At 66.5% G+C, this 16507-nt stretch carries 13 protein-coding genes and 1 pseudogene; 5 read left to right on the plus strand and 9 right to left on the minus strand.

Going from position 1 to position 16507, the window contains the following annotated elements:
* Position 1: 1 nt before the first annotated feature.
* Genes EIH27_RS06145 through narI form a run of 4 tightly spaced genes read left to right on the plus strand, consistent with a single transcriptional unit; the run spans position 2 to position 6766 of the window.
* On the plus strand, positions 2-3733 hold the full coding sequence (locus EIH27_RS06145; RefSeq protein ID WP_124040008.1) for a nitrate reductase subunit alpha: 3732 nt from the start codon (positions 2-4) through the stop codon (positions 3731-3733).
* On the plus strand, positions 3733-5283 hold the full coding sequence (narH, locus tag EIH27_RS06150; protein WP_124040009.1) for a nitrate reductase subunit beta: 1551 nt from the start codon (positions 3733-3735) through the stop codon (positions 5281-5283). The genes EIH27_RS06145 and narH overlap by 1 nt, the downstream gene beginning before the upstream one ends.
* Positions 5283-6002: a nitrate reductase molybdenum cofactor assembly chaperone gene (gene narJ, locus EIH27_RS06155; protein ID WP_241152987.1), complete on the plus strand. Its 720-nt coding sequence runs from the start codon at positions 5283-5285 to the stop codon at positions 6000-6002. The genes narH and narJ overlap by 1 nt, the downstream gene beginning before the upstream one ends.
* Complete coding sequence (gene narI, locus EIH27_RS06160) at positions 5999-6766, plus strand: respiratory nitrate reductase subunit gamma (protein WP_124040010.1); 768 nt, start codon at positions 5999-6001, stop codon at positions 6764-6766. The genes narJ and narI overlap by 4 nt, the downstream gene beginning before the upstream one ends.
* Before the next feature lie 160 nt (positions 6767-6926).
* Here the strand turns inward: narI and EIH27_RS06165 are convergent, their stop codons facing one another.
* From EIH27_RS06165 to EIH27_RS06180, 4 genes and pseudogenes are all read right to left on the minus strand, one after another.
* Entirely contained in the window at positions 6927-7592 is a 666-nt protein-coding gene (locus tag EIH27_RS06165; RefSeq protein WP_124040011.1) for an NAD(P)-dependent oxidoreductase, read from the minus strand.
* Between the two features lie 155 nt (positions 7593-7747).
* Positions 7748-8215 (minus strand): annotated as a pseudogene (gene moaC, locus EIH27_RS06170) (cyclic pyranopterin monophosphate synthase MoaC); the annotation flags it as partial.
* 124 nt (positions 8216-8339) lie between these two features.
* Positions 8340-9560, minus strand: coding sequence for a molybdopterin molybdotransferase MoeA (locus EIH27_RS06175; RefSeq protein ID WP_241152988.1), 1221 nt, complete (start codon positions 9558-9560; stop codon positions 8340-8342).
* A gap of 52 nt (positions 9561-9612) precedes the next feature.
* A complete protein-coding gene (locus tag EIH27_RS06180) occupies positions 9613-10386 on the minus strand; it encodes a HesA/MoeB/ThiF family protein (protein ID WP_124040013.1) in 774 nt (257 codons plus the stop codon).
* 130 nt (positions 10387-10516) lie between these two features.
* Here EIH27_RS06180 and EIH27_RS06185 point away from each other — a divergent pair, with 130 nt between their 5' ends.
* Positions 10517-11518 (plus strand): molybdenum cofactor biosynthesis protein MoaE, encoded by a 1002-nt coding sequence (locus EIH27_RS06185; RefSeq protein ID WP_124040014.1) that lies wholly within the window; start codon positions 10517-10519, stop codon positions 11516-11518.
* Positions 11519-12488: 970 nt separating this feature from the next.
* On the opposite strand, the gene EIH27_RS06190 is transcribed toward EIH27_RS06185, so the two are convergent.
* From EIH27_RS06190 to EIH27_RS08090, 5 genes are all read right to left on the minus strand, one after another.
* The gene (locus tag EIH27_RS06190) at positions 12489-12752 is read right to left on the minus strand and encodes a MoaD/ThiS family protein (RefSeq protein ID WP_124040015.1); all 264 of its coding nucleotides are present in this window, start codon (positions 12750-12752) and stop codon (positions 12489-12491) included.
* Between the two features lie 55 nt (positions 12753-12807).
* A complete protein-coding gene (moaA, locus tag EIH27_RS06195) occupies positions 12808-13890 on the minus strand; it encodes a GTP 3',8-cyclase MoaA (RefSeq protein WP_124040016.1) in 1083 nt (360 codons plus the stop codon).
* A gap of 124 nt (positions 13891-14014) precedes the next feature.
* Complete coding sequence (gene mobA, locus EIH27_RS06200; RefSeq protein ID WP_124040017.1) at positions 14015-14710, minus strand: molybdenum cofactor guanylyltransferase; 696 nt, start codon at positions 14708-14710, stop codon at positions 14015-14017.
* Positions 14704-14955 (minus strand): MoaD/ThiS family protein, encoded by a 252-nt coding sequence (locus EIH27_RS06205; protein WP_124040018.1) that lies wholly within the window; start codon positions 14953-14955, stop codon positions 14704-14706. The genes mobA and EIH27_RS06205 overlap by 7 nt, the downstream gene beginning before the upstream one ends.
* 216 nt (positions 14956-15171) lie before the next feature.
* Complete coding sequence (locus tag EIH27_RS08090; RefSeq protein WP_124040019.1) at positions 15172-16398, minus strand: GmrSD restriction endonuclease domain-containing protein; 1227 nt, start codon at positions 16396-16398, stop codon at positions 15172-15174.
* Between the last annotated feature and the right edge of the window lie 109 nt (positions 16399-16507).

A 16507-nucleotide genomic window follows, 5' to 3' on the forward strand; every position in this document is an offset into this window, starting at 1 on the left:
AATGTCAGGTAATAACCTCTTCCGCTGGGGCGCTCACCTACGCCACGGCACCGTGAGTAAGGACGCCCGCCAGATGTTCCTCACCGGCGGACGGGAGGCGGATGCCTTCTACCGGCAGCGGTTCTCACATGACAAGATTGTGCGCTCCACTCACGGCGTGAACTGCACCGGCTCCTGCTCCTGGAAGGTGTACGTCAAGGACGGCATGATCACCTGGGAAAGCCAAGAGACGGACTACCCGTCCACAGGCCCGGATATGCCGGACTACGAGCCGCGCGGCTGTCCTCGCGGCGCCGCCTTCTCCTGGTACGAGTACTCCCCCACCCGCATCCGCCACCCGTATGTGCGCGGCGCACTCCTGGCCGCCTACCGGCAGGCCAAGAAGGACGTGGGCGGGGATCCCGTGGACGCGTGGCGCCGCGTGGTCACCACCCCGGAGCTACGGAACGCCTACGTGTCCCAGCGTGGCAAGGGCGGGATGGTGCGCACGTCCTACGAGGAGGCGAATGAGATCATCGCCGCGGCCACCGTCTCCACCACCAAGGAGTACGGCCCGGACCGCCTGGCCGGCTTCTCCGTCATTCCCGCCATGAGCCAGGTATCCTACGGCGCCGGCTCGCGCTTCCTTGAGCTCATGGGCGGCACCATGCTCTCCTTCTATGACTGGTATGCGGATCTGTCCCAGTCCTCGCCGCTGGTGTTCGGCGATCAGACGGACGTACCCGAATCCGGGGACTGGTTCAATTCGGACTACCTCTTGGTGTGGGGCTCAAACGTGTCTGTCACCCGCACCCCGGACGCCCACTTCCTCACCGAGGCCCGCTATCACGGTACGAAGGTGGTGGTGTTTGCGCCGGATTATTCGGACACCACGAAGTTCGCGGACGAGTGGGTGCGCCTCAACCCCGGCACGGACGGCGCCTTCGCCATGGCAATGGGCCACGTGATTCTCACCGAGTTTTACGAGGGCAAGCGCACCCCGTTCTTCCTCGACTACATGAAGAGGTACACGGATGCACCGTTCCTGGTCACGCTGGATGCCCGCGAAGACGGCACGGTGGTCCCCTCCCACTTCCTCACGGCGAGTGAAGTAGGCGGGGATCTGGCCGCCACCCCGCGTGCGGATTTCCGTCTCCTGGTGATGGATGAGGACGGCACGGTCAAGGATCCGGGCGGCACGGACGCGGACGCCTTCGGAGAGGGCAGTGAGGGGAAATGGAACCTCACGTTGGAGGGCGTCTCCCCCAGGCTGTCCCTGTACGACGACGCCGAGAGCAAAAACCCGGCGGCCACGGAAACGGCCACGCTCTCACTACCGCGGTTTGATCTTCCGGGCCAGGCGGGGGCGGGGCAGGCAAGCACGGGTCCGATCGGCGCGGGCGTGCTCCACCGCGGCGTACCCGTCACCCGCGTGAACGGCCACCTGGTCACCACCGTGTACGACATCATGCTGGCCCAGTACGGCGTGGCCCGTCCCGGCCTGCCGGGTACCTGGCCCACCGGGTATGACGACGCCTCAGAGCCCTACACTCCGGCCTGGCAGGAGGAGCAGACGGGCGTCTCCCCGAATCAGGTGATCCGCATCGCCCGCGAATTCGCCCACACGGCCATCGGCTCCGGCGGACGCTGCCAGGTAATCATGGGGGCCGGCATCAACCACTATTTCCATTCAGACGATATTTATCGCACCATTCTGGCGCTCACCACCATGTGCGGCACGCAGGGTAGGAACGGCGGCGGCTGGGCGCACTACGTGGGCCAGGAGAAGGTGCGGCCCATCACCGGCTGGCAGCAGTACGCGATGGCGCTTGATTGGCAGCGGCCGGCGCGGCAGATGATCGCCACCGGCCTCTGGTACATGCTCACCTCCCAATGGCGCTATGACACGGGCACGCTGGACCGCTTTGAGAGCCCACTGGCCAGCGGAAAGATGGACGGCTACACGGTGCCGGACTCCCTGGTGGAGGCCACCCAGCGCGGCTGGATGCCCGGCTACCCGCAGTTTGACCGCTCCTCACTGGATCTCGCCGCGGAGGCAAGCGAGGCGGGCCTGGAGCCCGGCGCCTACGTGGCCCGCGAGCTGGAAGCCGGCCGGCTACACTTCGCCATTGAGGATCCGGATGCGGAGCCGAACTACACCAAGGTGCTGTTTAACTGGCGTACCAACCTTTTGGGTTCCTCCGCGAAGGGCACCGAATTCTTCCTGCGCCACATGCTGGGTGCGGATAACGATGTCCAGGCCGAAGAGCTTCCCGAGGGCAAACGGCCGAAGAAGATCAAGTGGCGCGAGGCGGTGCGCGGCAAGCTGGATCTCATGGTGACCGCGGATTTCCGCAACACCTCAACTACGCTCCACTCCGACGTCGTGATGCCGGCGGCCACCTGGTACGAGAAGAACGACATCTCCACCACGGACATGCACCCCTACATCCACACGTTTAACCCGGCTATCCAGCCGCCGTGGGATGCGCGCACCGATTTCGAGTGGTTCGGGGATTTGGCGCTGGCGTGCTCGGCGATGGGCGCACAGCACCTGGGGAAGCGGACAGACATTCTCACCGTGCCGCTCTCCCACGACACCCCGGATGAACTCTCGAATCCGCACGGCGAATTTGGCCCGCGCGAGCGGGTAGGCTGGGTGCCCGGTAAGACCATGCCGAAGATTGTGCCGATCGAACGCGATTACGGGCGCATCTATGAGAAGTGGTCCACGGTGGGTCCGCTCCCCGAGAAGGTGGGCATGGCCACCAAGCGCGTCAATTTCGACGCCGGGGTGGCCGGCCGGGAGGTACGCGAACTGGGCGAACGGAGCGGCACGCTTCCCACCGCCATCGGGCCGCGGCCTGCGGTGGACACGGCGGTGAAGGCCGCGAACATGATCATGGCGCTCTCCGGCACCACTTGCGGGGAGGTAGCCGTGGACGGCTGGGAGAACCTGGAGAAGAAAACCGGGCAGCACTTCACGGACCTGGCGGAGGATGAGCGCGGCAAGCGCATCGACTACGCGGACATTGTGAGCCGGCCCTCCAGCGTCATCACCTCGCCGGAGTGGACGGGCAGCGAGCACGGCGGGCGCCGCTACAGCGCATTTGTGGTCAACGTGGAACGTAATAAGCCGTTCCACACCCTCTCCGGGCGCATGCACTACTACCTGGATCACCAGTGGTTGCGCGATTTTGGCGAACAGCTGCCCATCTATCGCCCGCCGCTGGACTTCCAGCACCTCTACGGGGAGGCCGCCCCGGGCACGGTGGCCAGGGATGGTAGCGGGCAGGCCGAGGTGGCCGTGCGCTACCTCACCGTCCATAACAAATGGTCCATCCACTCCTCCTACTACGACAACCAGCTCATCCTCACGCTGGGCCGCGGCGGGCAGGCCGTGTGGATGAGCCCGGCGGACGCGGAGAAGGTGGGCGTGCGGGATAACGACTGGGTGGAAATCCATAACCGCAATGGCGTGGTGAGCGCCCGCGCCGTGGTATCCCAGCGCATCCCCGAGGGCACCGCCTACATGCACCACGCGCAGGAACGCATGGTGGGCACCCCGCTCAACGAGTCCACCGGGAAGCGCGGCGGTACCCACAATTCGATCACGCGCATTCTCCTCAAGCCGGCCCATCTCATTGGCGGATACGGGCACATGACGTACGGCTTCAACTACATAGGTCCCACCGGAAACCAGCGCGACGAGGTGGCCTTTATCCGCCGCCGCTCCCAGGAGGTTGAGTTCTGATGAAGGTAATGGCACAAATTGCGATGGTGATGAACCTGGACAAGTGCATCGGCTGCCACACGTGCTCGGTCACCTGCAAGCAGGCGTGGACCAACCGCGAGGGCACCGAATACATGTGGTTCAACAATGTGGAGACCAAGCCCGGCGTGGGCTACCCGAAGCGCTGGGAGGATCAGGATCACTACCGGGGCGGCTGGATTCTCAAGGGCGGCAAGCTCACCCCGCGCCTGGGCGGGCGCCTGCACCTGCTTTCCACTATTTTCGCTAACCCTCGCATGCCCGGGCTCGATGACTACTACGAGCCATGGACGTATGACTACGAGAAGCTGCTCACGGCGCCGAAGGATTCCGCGGCACTCCCGGCGGCCCGCCCCTACTCGCAAATCACCGGGGAACCGATGGACGCCCCGCAGTGGGGCCCAAACTGGGACGACGATCTGGGCGGCTCCGAGGAAACCCTCGATTCCGATCCGGTCATCAAGCTCTCCGGCGCGCAGATCAAGCACAGTATCGAGAACACGTTCATGTTCTATCTGCCCCGCATCTGCGAGCACTGTCTCAACCCCACCTGCGTGAGCGTGTGCCCCAGCGGCGCCATGTACAAGCGTGCCGAGGACGGCATTGTGCTGGTGGATCAGGACCGCTGCCGCGGCTGGCGCATGTGTATCTCCGGCTGCCCCTACAAGAAGGTGTATTTCAACCATCACACGGGCAAGGCGGAAAAATGCACGTTCTGCTACCCGCGCATCGAGCAGGGTCAGCCCACCGTGTGCTCGGAAACGTGCGTGGGGCGCCTCCGGTACCTGGGCGTGGTTTTGTACGACGCCGACCGCGTAGGCGAAGCCGCCGCCACGCCGGATGAGGGGGATCTGTACGCGGCGCAGCGCGATTTGCTGCTTGATCCGAATGATGAGACGGTCATTGCGAACGCACTGGCAAATGGGGTGCCGCGCAGCTTCATTGACGCCGCACAGGCCTCCCCCATCTACGCGCTCATCAAGGAGTACCGGGTGGCGCTCCCACTCCACCCCGAATACCGCACCATGCCGATGGTGTGGTACATCCCGCCGCTCTCACCCATCGTGGATGAGGTGGCCCGGCAGCACGGGGATGGCGAGGACGCGAAGGTGCTCCTCACCTCCATCGCCACCATGCGTATTCTACTCGAGTACCTGGCCTCCCTGTTCACGGCCGGCAACACGGTGCCGGTGGAGATGGCGCTGCGGCGGTTGGCTGTGATGCGCTCCTACATGCGCGATATTCACTTGGGCGGTGAGGGCAACGAGGAGATCCCCGCGGCCGTGGGCATGACGGGCACGGAGGTGGAGCGCATGTACCGGTTGCTTTCCGTGGCCAAGTACGAGGACCGCTACGTTATTCCCACCACCCACCCGGAGGTGCAGCGCCAGCTGGAGGATTTCGCCTGTGCACTGGACGGTGAGGGCGGCGTAGGCATGACGGGCGCGCCCGAAACCATGCGCGTGGCCAAGATGGTGGACGGCCACGTGGTGGTTGAAGAGCGGCCCGCACCCTACGCGAGGGCCGAGTGATGCGGCACGTGAACATGGGGCCTTCCGGCCGGGGCGGCCGCGGAGCGGTGCGCGGCGGCGAACCGGATCCCGCCACACCGGTGGAGGTGACCGGCGCCCAGCGTCGCACCGTCTACATGGCCGCCTCCCTGCTGCTCGATTATCCGCGCGGCGGCTTTGAGGAGTACGTACCTGCCGTGGCGGGCGCGGCCAAATCCCTCCCCGAGCCCATCGCCGGGCTTCTTTCCGCCTGGACGAGCTGGGCACTGAGCGTGGGGCGCGGCGTCGTCGAACAAAAATACGTGACCACCTTCGATCAGCAGCGCCGGTGTTCCCTGGAGCTCACCTACTACGCCACCGGAGATACCCGGCAGCGGGGGCAGGCGCTCCTGGCGTTTCGGGAACTGTACCGGGCGGCCGGTTGGGAGTTGCGCGGCGAGGAACTGCCGGACTACCTGCCGGCGGTACTGGAGTTGTGCGCGCACGCGGAGGAGGTACTCACCTATGTGTTGCCCGCCCACCGGGAGGGGTTAGAGGTGCTGCGAACGGCGCTCTACCAGCGGGAATCCCCGTGGGAGGGCGTGGTGGAGGCGCTCTGCCGTGTGCTTCCGCCCATCGACGCGGCCACCACGGCCCGCTACCAGCAACTCATCCGGCAGGGCCCGCCGGCCGAACTGGTGGGCATCAAGGACCTACCGCCGCTGTTCCGCGGCGCCAGCATCGAAAAGGAGCGAAATTGAACGCGCTCGCAGTATTCTTCTGGGCGATCTTCCCCTACGCCTGCATGGTGGCCTGCATCGGCGGGTTGGCCTGGCGGTGGCACTATGACCAGTTCGGCTGGACGTCGCGCTCCAGTGAACTCCATGAATCCACCTGGCTCCGGCTGGGCTCGCCGCTGTTCCACTACGGCATCATCCTGGTGTTCTTCGGCCACGTGATGGGCCTGCTCATCCCCAAATCCTGGACGGAAGGGGCGGGTATCGGCGAGCACACGTATCACGCATTCGCCGTGATCGGCGGGTCCGTTGCCGGGCTCATGACGGCCGTGGGGCTGGTTATTCTCATCATCCGACGCTGGGTGAATCGCGGCGTGCGGCGAGCCACCACTCGCGGCGACGTGGTCATGTATGTGTTTCTCACCCTCGCCATCGCACTGGGGCTCTCGGCCACCATCGCCACCCAGGTGGCGCCAGGCCTGTCCGGCGGCTACAACTATCGCGAAACCATCTCCGTGTGGCTCCGCTCCCTGTTCACGCTGCAACCGCAGATATCGCTCATGACGGCCGTGCCGGCGGTGTTCAAGATGCACATTGTGGCCGGATTCCTGCTGTTCGCGATTCTGCCGAACACGCGGCTGGTGCATATCTTCTCGGCGCCGCTCGGCTACGTGACGCGCCCCTACGTGGTGTATCGCAGCCGCGCTGAGGCCACCGCCGCCGCACCCGTCCGCCGCGGGTGGAGCAAGCCGCGCGATTGGAAGGGCGAGAGCGCACCCAGCGCGTAGTAGAGGCTGATTTGCGGAGCGGTGGCGTCGCGCAGGGGTACGACGCCTGCTACTCACGTTGGTAGTACGTACCGGAAGTACGCGGCTACGTAGGTCATACGACGTCGTCCACCCCGGTTACACCCTGGCTCCAGTATTAACGGTGACGAGTGCCCCGCCACTACACCACGTTCGCGAAGGGGCAGCCCAGGAGCAGGGACTCGACTTGGGCGCCCACCAGCGCGCTGGGATCCGTGATGCGGTCCGGCGCGGGAGCGATGATGGCCGCGGATTCAATGCTTCGCCGGGCCGCCGCCCGCCAAACGGGATCGACGCCGGTCAGGGCCGCGCCGCGGAGCTTGCCCGCCGCCAATGCGACAGCCAGGCCGTCGCCGTCCACTGCCGCCGGGGCGCCAGCATTGACAAACAGACCGCGTGGGCCAAGCGCCTCGAAAGCCTCCCCACCGATCAGCGCCTCGGACCCGGACACGCAGGCCACCAGGAGCGTCGAGCGTTCGAGAATGCGTGCCGCCATGGGCGTACCCTCCTGGAAGTACTGCACACCGCCGCGCTCCGTTGCCGCCGACCCAATGCCCGCCACGCTGGCACCCAGCGCCGTGAGGAGCGCCGCTACCCGCTCACCAAGCGGGCCCATGCCCCACACGGCCACGCGCGCATCGACCAGCGAGAAGGGTTCGCCGGCCGTGTGCTCCGCGTCCGCCGAACCATCCCGAGAATGCTCCTCGTCTGCCGAACGTGCCTGTCCATTCACCCGCCGCGTCCCCGACGTCAATGCCAGCAGCGCCTCGGAGCGCCGCCCGTCCTCGCCAATCGACAGCGAGCGCACTACGCCTCCTCGCCAGCATTCCCACCGGTACTACCCGAGCCACCACCACCGACGCCCGGCAGGGCCTCGCCTTCGGCGTCGTCGAAATCCTCCCGCGCCTCCAGCCGCGCAACCAGATCCTCAAGCGCGCCGGTTACATCGGCGTCGGAATAACCGGGCCGATACCAGTCCCCGGAGCGCCCACCGGCCTTGTGGAGGATGCGCAGCCCAGTCATTTCGGCCGAGCGGTCCACGCCCTTCACCATGTCCACCACCGCGAGCGCCGCCACGCTGACGGCGGTGAGAGCCTCCATTTCCACGCCGGTGCGGTCGGCGGTGCGTACGGTGGCGCGAATGCCCACGGAACCGCGGCCGAGCGCCAGTTCTACCCGCGCCCCGTGGATGCCGATCACGTGGGCGAGCGGGAGCATGTCCGGCACGTGCTTGGCGGCCTGAATCCCGGCCACGCGGGCCACGGCGAGCACGTCGCCTTTGGGAACGGTGCCGTCGCGCAGCGCTGCCATGATTCGTGCGGATACGCGCACGCGCCCCACGGCGGTGGCTTCGCGGACGGTCGGGTGCTTGGCGGTGACGTCTACCATGTATGCCTCGCCGGTGGCGGTGAGGTGGGGCAGTTCAATCATTTCTTTCCTCCTATGTGCGGCTATTGCGACGGCCCGGTTGCCGGCGGCGGTTTCGCGGGTGGTGCGGCGCGAGGCGGTACTGGGGCGGCCCTAGTACGACGGCGAAGCGGCCGCGATCCCCGGGCTACCTGCGCGGACCGAACCAGTGGACCGGGAGTGTGGTGCCCGCGGGTACCTCGGCCTGGTCGGCGGGAACCATGGCCAGACCGGTGGCCGCACCGAGGGATGCGACGAAGTGCGATGCGGAACCTCCGTGGCTGGCTGGCGCCACCCCGCCAGCTTGCTCGTGGATGGGTTGGAATTGGATGCGACCCGCGTTCCGGCTCCACCCCGCGGTCACCGTGGCCGGCTGGAACAGACTTGCGAAATCTCGGGCGGGTTCGCCCATCATGGCCTGGAGGAGAGGAAGTACAAAGAGGTGCGCGGACACAAAGGAGCTCACCGGATTGCCGGGCACGCACACGATGGGCACCCCGCCCACACGCCCGTATCCCTGCGGCTTGCCGGGCTGCATGTTGACCTTTTCGAAGGCGACACCGCGGGAGCGGAGCGCGGCCTTCACCACGTCGAAGGCACCGGCGGACACCCCGCCGCTGGTGCAGATCACGTCCACCTTGCCGGCCAGCTGGTCCAGTTCACCCAGGAACCCGTCCACCGTGTCCGCATGGAGCGAGCGGCGCACGGGCAGCGCGCCGAAGTTCGCCACGACGGCGGCCAGCGTGTAGGAATTGGAATCCGGGATTTGGCCGGGTTGGAGCTCCTCGCCGGGGCTGCGCAATTCCTCCCCGGTGGCCACAATGCCCACGCGGGGTAGCCGCGCGCACTCCACCTCCGCGTAACCGACGGAAATGAGCGCACCCACGTCCGCCGGGCCGAGGCGTTGGCCGCGCCGGTACAGCAGGGTGCCGGCGGCCACGTCCCCTCCCGCAGCGCGCACGTTGGCGCCGGGGGCAACCGTGGCGGTGGGAACCACGGCGGCTGGCGCCCGCGTTCCCATATTGTTCATGCCACCGTCCGTGTCCTCGACCTTGAGGACGGTATCCGCACCTTCGGGCAGCGGTGAGCCGGTCATAATGCGCATGGCGGTACCCGGCGCGAGCGCGCCGGGGGCGGTACCGGCGGGAATGTCACCGGAGACGGGAAGCGGCCGGCCCGGTTCCACCTCCACCGCCCGCACGGCAAACCCGTCCATTGCAGAATTCGTGAACGGCGGGACCGCCACGCGCACGGTGACGTCCTGCGCCAGCACACGCCCGCTCACGTCAGCTACGGGCACGCGCTCCGCGCCGAGGAAGCGCGCCAGCCCCACCACATCCGCAAAGTGCTGCTCTACCGGTTTCAACATTCCTACGCCTCTACTTCTTAACGTCGACTTATCGACTTCCACTTATCGCCGTCTACTTCTTGAATTGAATGTCGCGGAATTCGGCCGCGGCCGTATCCAGGTAGGCCACGCGCCCCAGAAGCGGCTCCCCGTATCCGGCCACCAGCTTGGTCACCTCACCGGCCATGAGCGAACCGACCATGCCGGTGAGCGGCCCGATCACGGGGCTGGCGGCGCCCACAGGAATCACGCCGTCCGCCGGCGGGGCCGGATGCAGGTCCGTGAGCCGCACATCGGGGGTGCCGTGGGCTGCCGCCGCGGCCCCACTCCAGAACGTGGAGACCTGCCCGGTGGCGCCGAGCACACTTCCCCATACCTCCGGCACGCCAGTCTCCGTGGCCGCCGCGTTAATGAGGTAGCGCGTGGCGAAATTGTCCGTCGCGTCCACCACCACGTCGTATTCCCCAAACAGTTCCACCGCACGTTCCTGCGTGAGCCGCTCGCGGTAGATGGCCACCTCCACGTCCGGATTCAGCCCACGCACGCGCTCCGCCGCGCTATCCACCTTCGCGCGCCCAATCGCCGCGACGGCGTGAATCACCTGGCGGTGGAGGTTGGAGGATTCCAGCACGTCCGAGTCCACGATGCCCAGGTGCCCAATACCCTGTCCGGCCAGGTACAGCAGCGCCGGCGAACCGAGCCCGCCCGCACCGATCACCAGCACGCGGGCAGCAAGGAAACGGCGTTGACCCTCCTCGCCAATGCCGGGCAGCAGCATGGGGCGGGCATAACGTTCACGCTGCTCGGCGGTGAGCTGGGGACCGGGTGATACCAATGGACGCGTCATGCTCTCCAGCCTATCCGGTAGGCGGCGGGCGATCACTTAGGCGGCGAGCGATCGCCACCGAATAAATAGGCGCCTCAAGCAATCCGCCCACCACCGGCGCCGCCGCGCAGCCCTCGCCTAGACTCGTCCCATGATTCGTGTCATCACCGTCTCCGATCGAAGCGCCGCCGGCCTGCGCGAGGACCGCTCCGGCCCCAAAGCCGTGGAGCTGCTGCGCCCCTACGGCGAGGTGGAGGGCCCCATCGTCGTTCCGGACGACGCCGTCCAGATCGCCGCCGCCATTACCAGCGCGGTGGATGCCGGCGCGGATTTGGTGTTCACCACCGGCGGCACGGGCATCACGCCGAGGGACGTCACTCCGGAGGCCACCCTCCCGCTCCTCACCAAGCGCCTAGAGGGCCTGGAGACGGCCATGCGCACCAACCCGGACGTGCCCGCGGCGGCGCTATCCCGCGGGGTGGCCGGCGTGGTGGAACGCGGAAGCCGCCGCGCCGTGGTGGTCAACGCGCCCGGCTCGACGGGCGGTGTGAAGGATGCGATCGGCGTCGTCGGACCCCTTATTCCCCATCTCATTGATCAGCTGCGCGGCGCGGACCATACCGTGCCCGCCGAGGAAATCGGCCGCACGCCCGCCATTACCACGGACGGCCTCACCGCTCACCAGCGCGCCACCGCAGCCATTCAGAACCGCGGCCATAATGACCATCGCGATGCGGAGGTGGTGGTGGCCGGCGTATCCACGGAGCCGATTGATGTAACCGCGTTGCGCGACGCCGTCGCCGATCCCGCCGCGGGTGCGATCGTGGTTTTTGATGGCCGCGTCCGTAATCACGACGACGGGCACGGGGTCACGTCCATTGATTATGAGGCTCACCCCGAGGCGGGTGCCGTGGTAGCCAAGATTGCCCATGAGGCGGCGGCCGGTTCCGGAGCGATCAAGCTGGCAATTCAGCATCGCTCGGGCCATCTGGAAGTTGGCGACGTAGCATTTGCGGCCGCCGCGAGCGCAGCCCACCGGCGCGAGGCGTTTGAGTTGCTGGAGAGTGCTGTGGAGCGTGTGAAAATGGAATTACCGGTGTGGAAGAAGCAGGAATTCACGGACGGTAGCCACGAATGGACCGGAGCCGCATAGGGGCAGCAGACGGGCAATGAGCCCCAGCGCGAACATGGACCAGGCAAGGGCCCAGCTGCCGCCACTCCAGGCGCCAATCGCGAAGGTATTCCAGACGAACGGCATACCGCGCTCGTTGTAACCAAAAGCGAAGCAACTGTGACAAGCAGTCGCACCGCGTTAATGTGCCACTTAGGTCTGGTTGCCGTCGCCTCCAGTGCTCGATCCCCGGCATCCATCCGGCGCGCAGACAGGTACGTTCCACATGCCGCAAGTGCCACAGCGTATACAAACGGGAGTGCCATCCATACCGAGGTGTCGTTTCATGTGCCGTCACCCGAATTCAGCCCGATCACGCCAATAATGGACCCGCAGAGGGCAACGGCCAGGCCCCACCACTCTGCCGGCGAGTTCTTAAACAGAAGTCACCCGTATGATGACGGGGCCCGGAACTTATTGTGTGTCATCACTGCGCGTGAACCGCCGCAGTTTTCAGTGCAAACATGACTACCTCCTTGTAATCACCTAATCTTCATTCGCAATACTAGATTGTTACGCGGAACACAATGGGGGTGGAGGGCCGCGAGTTTTACCCCGTAGGTTTGTGCGCCGATACGGTAACTGCAAGCCCACTTCCACCTAGTTGTGCGCCGATACGGCCTGTTGTGCGCCGCCTGGCGGTCCGCAACGGTACTTATCGGCGCACAAAGATGATGCGAGGAGGCGCTGGCTGCTTGCACTGCTTCGTGCCGCCTCGCGCTGCTGTCCTCGTGCCGTCGGTATCGCTCAGCCGACACCGCTCCACCGTCCTCACGTCAGCGGCCCGAACTATCGCACTACCGGCCTTCCACCATTGCCCCCCCCCGGACCGTCGGCATCGCACTACCGGCATCGCGCACTGTCCTGGCGCCAGCGGCCCGGACTATCACGCTACCGGTCTTCCGCCACCGGCCTTGCCTATCCACCACCGCCATCGCCCCGCCAGTCCGGACTATCCGCCGGCGAAGGGCGGCAGTACCTCCACGCTGATCGAGCCGTCGGTCCGATCCTCGCCCAGCACACCGCTTTCCTCGGCGCGCCCGCCATCAACGATTAACGCGCACACCCCCAGAATCCGCGCGAATTCGGCGAGTTTTCCCGCTCCCATCTGCTCGCGGAACTGGGCAACCGTAGTGCCCGTGGCGACGTCGTACTCCTCCTCACGCGTGCCGGCCGCATCCGCAACTGCCGCGTAGTACCTGACGTGTACCTTCATCACTCCCCCTAATATCAGAATGCTCAAAAGCCGACGCGAGGCCGGGTGCGCACCGCTACCCGCCGATCGCGCTCATGGGCCGAGCCGGGCTGAGGAAGCCCGGGTCATCAATCCCGTGGCCCGCCTGCTTCCCCCACATGGCAGCCCGCCAGGTGTCGGCGATCTCCGTGTCCGAGGCGCCACCACGCAGGAGCGCACGCAGGTCCGTCTCCTCGCGGGCGAACAGGCAGGAGCGCAGCTGACCGTCGGCGGTGAGGCGGGTACGGTCACACTCCCCGCAGAATGGCCGCGACACCGAGGCGACAATGCCGAAGCGCCCGCCCGGGTGATTCGTGCCGGGCAGTACATCCCACTCCTCGGCGGGGCTGGCGCCGCGCTCCGGCCCGGGCCGATGCGTGAGCTCAAAGTGCTGCTCCACAATTCGCAGAATGTCCTCACGCGTGACCATCTGCGAGCGCTTCCAGGTACCCCGCGGCCCGAGCGGCATGAATTCGATAAATCGCAGTTCATAGTGGTGCTCAAGCGCGTACTGCAGCAGGTCGCACACGCCGTTCTCGTTCACGCCGGGCATCACCAGCGCGTTGAGCTTGACCGGCGTCATCCCTGCTTCCGCCGCGGCCGCAGCACCCGCCTGCGCATCCTTCAGCCGGTTGCGCCGAGTGAGAGCGGCGTAGGCCTGCGGGCTCACCGTATCCATAGACACGTTGACGCGGTTGAGGCCAGCCTCCGCCAGGCCGCGCGCCCGATGCTTAAGCCCCAGTCCATTCGTGGTGAGCGAGAGGTCCAGCGGCGCCCCGGTCCAGGCGGTCATCCCCCGCGCGGCCGCCACCAGCTTTTCCAGCGACTTTCGCATGAGCGGTTCCCCGCCCGTAAATCGAATTTCTTCGATTCTCAGCTCGTCCACGGCAATACGCATGAGACGAATAATCTCATCGTCCGTGAGCACCTCCGGGGTGGGCAAAAATTCCTGGCCCTCCTCCGGCATGCAGTACTGGCAGCGCAGGTTGCAGCGGTCGGTCACGGAGATGCGCAGGTCCCGCGCCACGCGCCCATACCGATCCACCAACTCCGGCACGTCCGGCCGGCCGTACGTGTCCAGTCGCGCGCGTTTCAGCCGTAGATCAGGAAAAGCAGTCACTCTACCCCCTCGGTGTCTCTACGTTATCAGCAAGGCGCCGCACCGCTCACTAGGGCACTTCCCACGTTCACGGGACGCTTCCCACGGTGGGGACCGGCCCGCCCCGCACTGACCGATGAGGTTTCTATGTGCTGGGACGCTTCGTGTTTTCCGACGACGCCGCGAGCCGCCGTTCCAGCCGCTCGCGGTCAGCTGGCGTATCCACGTCATCGGTCCAGTGCCGCGGATCCGGCCGTGTGGCCATGGTGAGTTTCGCAAACGCGCGCCGGATCGAACGATTACGTACCGGGCCGGCCAGGATGCGCGCGAGGGTTTCGGCCCGATAGACACCAAGAGCGTATTGAACGAACGGACCGGCCGCGTCGCGGCCCAGCGGCGCCGCACCGTCTACGCGCGCCGTATGCGCAGCGGCGTCGTCGAGTGCGGAAAGCAGCAAGGGATAGAGGCGCGGGGCGAGCGGGGCATCACAGGTGAGGAGACCGATCGCGCTGTCACCGCTCCGCTCATCGGGCGCGATTGGTTCGGTTTCCTTCCCTGGCGTACCTGCCCCAACCCGCACCGTCCGGAGCGCAGCAAAACCCGCGGCGATGCCGGCCAGTGGCCCTCCAAACGGCGGATCCTCCAGGGCACGCGGCACGGGACTCGCCACGCTGTCCGGTACTACGGCCACAATGCGGGCGGCGGGCGCCACGGCGCGCACCTCCTCGATGGCACGATCGAGCAGACGCTGCCCGGCCACCACCACGTCCGGCTTGGACACCCCGCCCAGGCGCCGCGCCGTGCCGCCGCCCAGGATAATAACGCCGGTGAGCTCTACCATTTTGGTGGCATGACGTCGATGGTGATGAGGCCGCGGCCGGACACGGGGGCGTCGTCTGCAAGTTGCTTGCCGTCCATTACCAGCGAGGCCGCCATGATGAGGCGCATGAAGTAGGCGGAGTTGCCAAGCGAGAGTTCAGCGCGTAATTCCCGCGCCGCGATGCCGTCCGGTACTTCGATGATTTCGTCCCGAACGCCGGCGGCCTCAATCAGGCTTCCGAAGTACCGCACCGCCACGCGCGCCATGTATCCCCTCCCGCAATGCTTATCTATTCAGTCTAGGACTTAGGGCCAGCGGAGGCACCACGGCGGTCAGATGGTCATCGCCAGGCGCGGCGGTGCACAAGGGCGCACGACCGGAGCTGGAACCACGCCCGCGCACACCGACCCCGGCGGCCCACGGTTCCGCAGCCGCATCCCCCGTCAGGCCCATACATACCGGCATGCCGCCGGTTGTCCGTCCTACTCGCAGCCCACACCATCGCCATCGCGATCAAGGTGTGGGGCGTAGCCTGGATCGCCGCGATGTACCGGAGCTGCGCCAGCCGCCCGAGCCGCGTTGCAATTCTTGTAGTACACGCCCTGCTGCGCCGGAGCTGGAGCCGGGGCCGCCGGCTGACGCTGCGGTGCGGGAGCTGCGGTCTTCTGGGGAGCTGGTGCCGCGGGCGCCTTCGTCGTCGCACGAGGCGCGGCCGGCTGTGCGGCAGCAACCGCCGGTGCCGTCCCAGCGCTGGGCACCTTCTGGCCCGGGCATCCGGCAAGCACGCTAGTCATCGCGCTCTTCTCCGAAGCCGTCACCCACAGTCCGTAGCGCGCCTTCACGCCAATCTGCCGGGCCACATACTCGCAGCGGTAGGACTTATTAGAAGGAAGCCAGGTGGCGGCATCGCCGTCACTCTTCTGCGTATTTGACGCGCGGTCCACGGCCAGCAGGTTGAGCGGATCATTCGCCAGCGCCTCCCGCTGTCCCAGCGAAAGCTGCTGGGCACCCTTCTGCCAGGCATCCGAAAGCGCCACCACATGATCGATCGGCACCTGCTCCGACGTGCCCTGTCCACGCTGGAAAGCGATCGCCCCGCCGGTGTAGGGGCTTACGAGCGTGCCGGTAAGCACCACGCATCCGTGCGTTCCGGCCTTTGTGGTGGTGCCACTCAGGTCACGGCCCAGAATGTCGTTGCGCGTATCGCAGCCGTTGTGGTCCACGTCCATCCAGGCGGGCCCGAACTCGTCGCGTGCATATCCGGTCTTCGGCGCGCGGCCCTTCACTGCCAGCTTTCCGAGCACGGCGGCCGCGTCCTCGCCACCCGCCACCGTCACAGCCTGGGGAATATCCGCCTGAGTTTCCGACGGCGTTGCCTCACTTGAGGTGGTCTCCCCACTCGGGGTGGGAGAGGGCTCGGAGGTTTCCGTGGGGGTCGGTGTGGGCGACGCCGTCACCACCGCCTGGGACGACGACGGGGCCGCCGCGGGAGTCCCGGAGGCAAGCCCACCGGCCCCGCTAACGAGCAGTAAGATTGCGGCAATTTCCGCTACAACTGAGGACGCTGAATGTCCCCGTTTCTTATATGCCCAAAATGCGTAAGCACCGCACACGAAGGCCAGGAGGATTCGGCCCACCCCGGTAGCCAGAAGCAATACGGTAAGTATTGCAGCGCCCACGATGACAACCGTCTTCGCAGATTTACTCATGCACGTCCCACTTTCCACCACGCGGCAGGGCGAGGGCATGATAAAGCCACACTGCGGCGCCACGGCGTGGATTCGCGGCGTGCCCAGAGAGCACTAACTTTACCGCGCG

Source organism: Neoactinobaculum massilliense (assembly GCF_900604955.1).
GTDB classification, from domain to species: Bacteria; Actinomycetota; Actinomycetes; order Actinomycetales; family Actinomycetaceae; genus Neoactinobaculum; species Neoactinobaculum massilliense.

What these genes read in the sequence shown, in the direction of transcription:
- EIH27_RS06145 (WP_124040008.1), top strand. Translation starts at nt 2, where the DNA reads ATGTCAGGTAATAACCTCTTCCGCTGGGGCGCTCACCTACGCCACGGC.
- narH (WP_124040009.1), top strand. Translation starts at nt 3,733, where the DNA reads ATGAAGGTAATGGCACAAATTGCGATGGTGATGAACCTGGACAAGTGC.
- narJ (WP_241152987.1), top strand. Translation starts at nt 5,283, where the DNA reads ATGCGGCACGTGAACATGGGGCCTTCCGGCCGGGGCGGCCGCGGAGCG.
- EIH27_RS06175 (WP_241152988.1), bottom strand. Translation starts at nt 9,560, where the DNA reads ATGTTGAAACCGGTAGAGCAGCACTTTGCGGATGTGGTGGGGCTGGCG.
- EIH27_RS06180 (WP_124040013.1), bottom strand. Translation starts at nt 10,386, where the DNA reads ATGACGCGTCCATTGGTATCACCCGGTCCCCAGCTCACCGCCGAGCAG.
- EIH27_RS06185 (WP_124040014.1), top strand. Translation starts at nt 10,517, where the DNA reads ATGATTCGTGTCATCACCGTCTCCGATCGAAGCGCCGCCGGCCTGCGC.
- EIH27_RS06190 (WP_124040015.1), bottom strand. Translation starts at nt 12,752, where the DNA reads ATGAAGGTACACGTCAGGTACTACGCGGCAGTTGCGGATGCGGCCGGC.
- mobA (WP_124040017.1), bottom strand. Translation starts at nt 14,710, where the DNA reads ATGGTAGAGCTCACCGGCGTTATTATCCTGGGCGGCGGCACGGCGCGG.
- EIH27_RS06205 (WP_124040018.1), bottom strand. Translation starts at nt 14,955, where the DNA reads ATGGCGCGCGTGGCGGTGCGGTACTTCGGAAGCCTGATTGAGGCCGCC.
- EIH27_RS08090 (WP_124040019.1), bottom strand. Translation starts at nt 16,398, where the DNA reads ATGAGTAAATCTGCGAAGACGGTTGTCATCGTGGGCGCTGCAATACTT.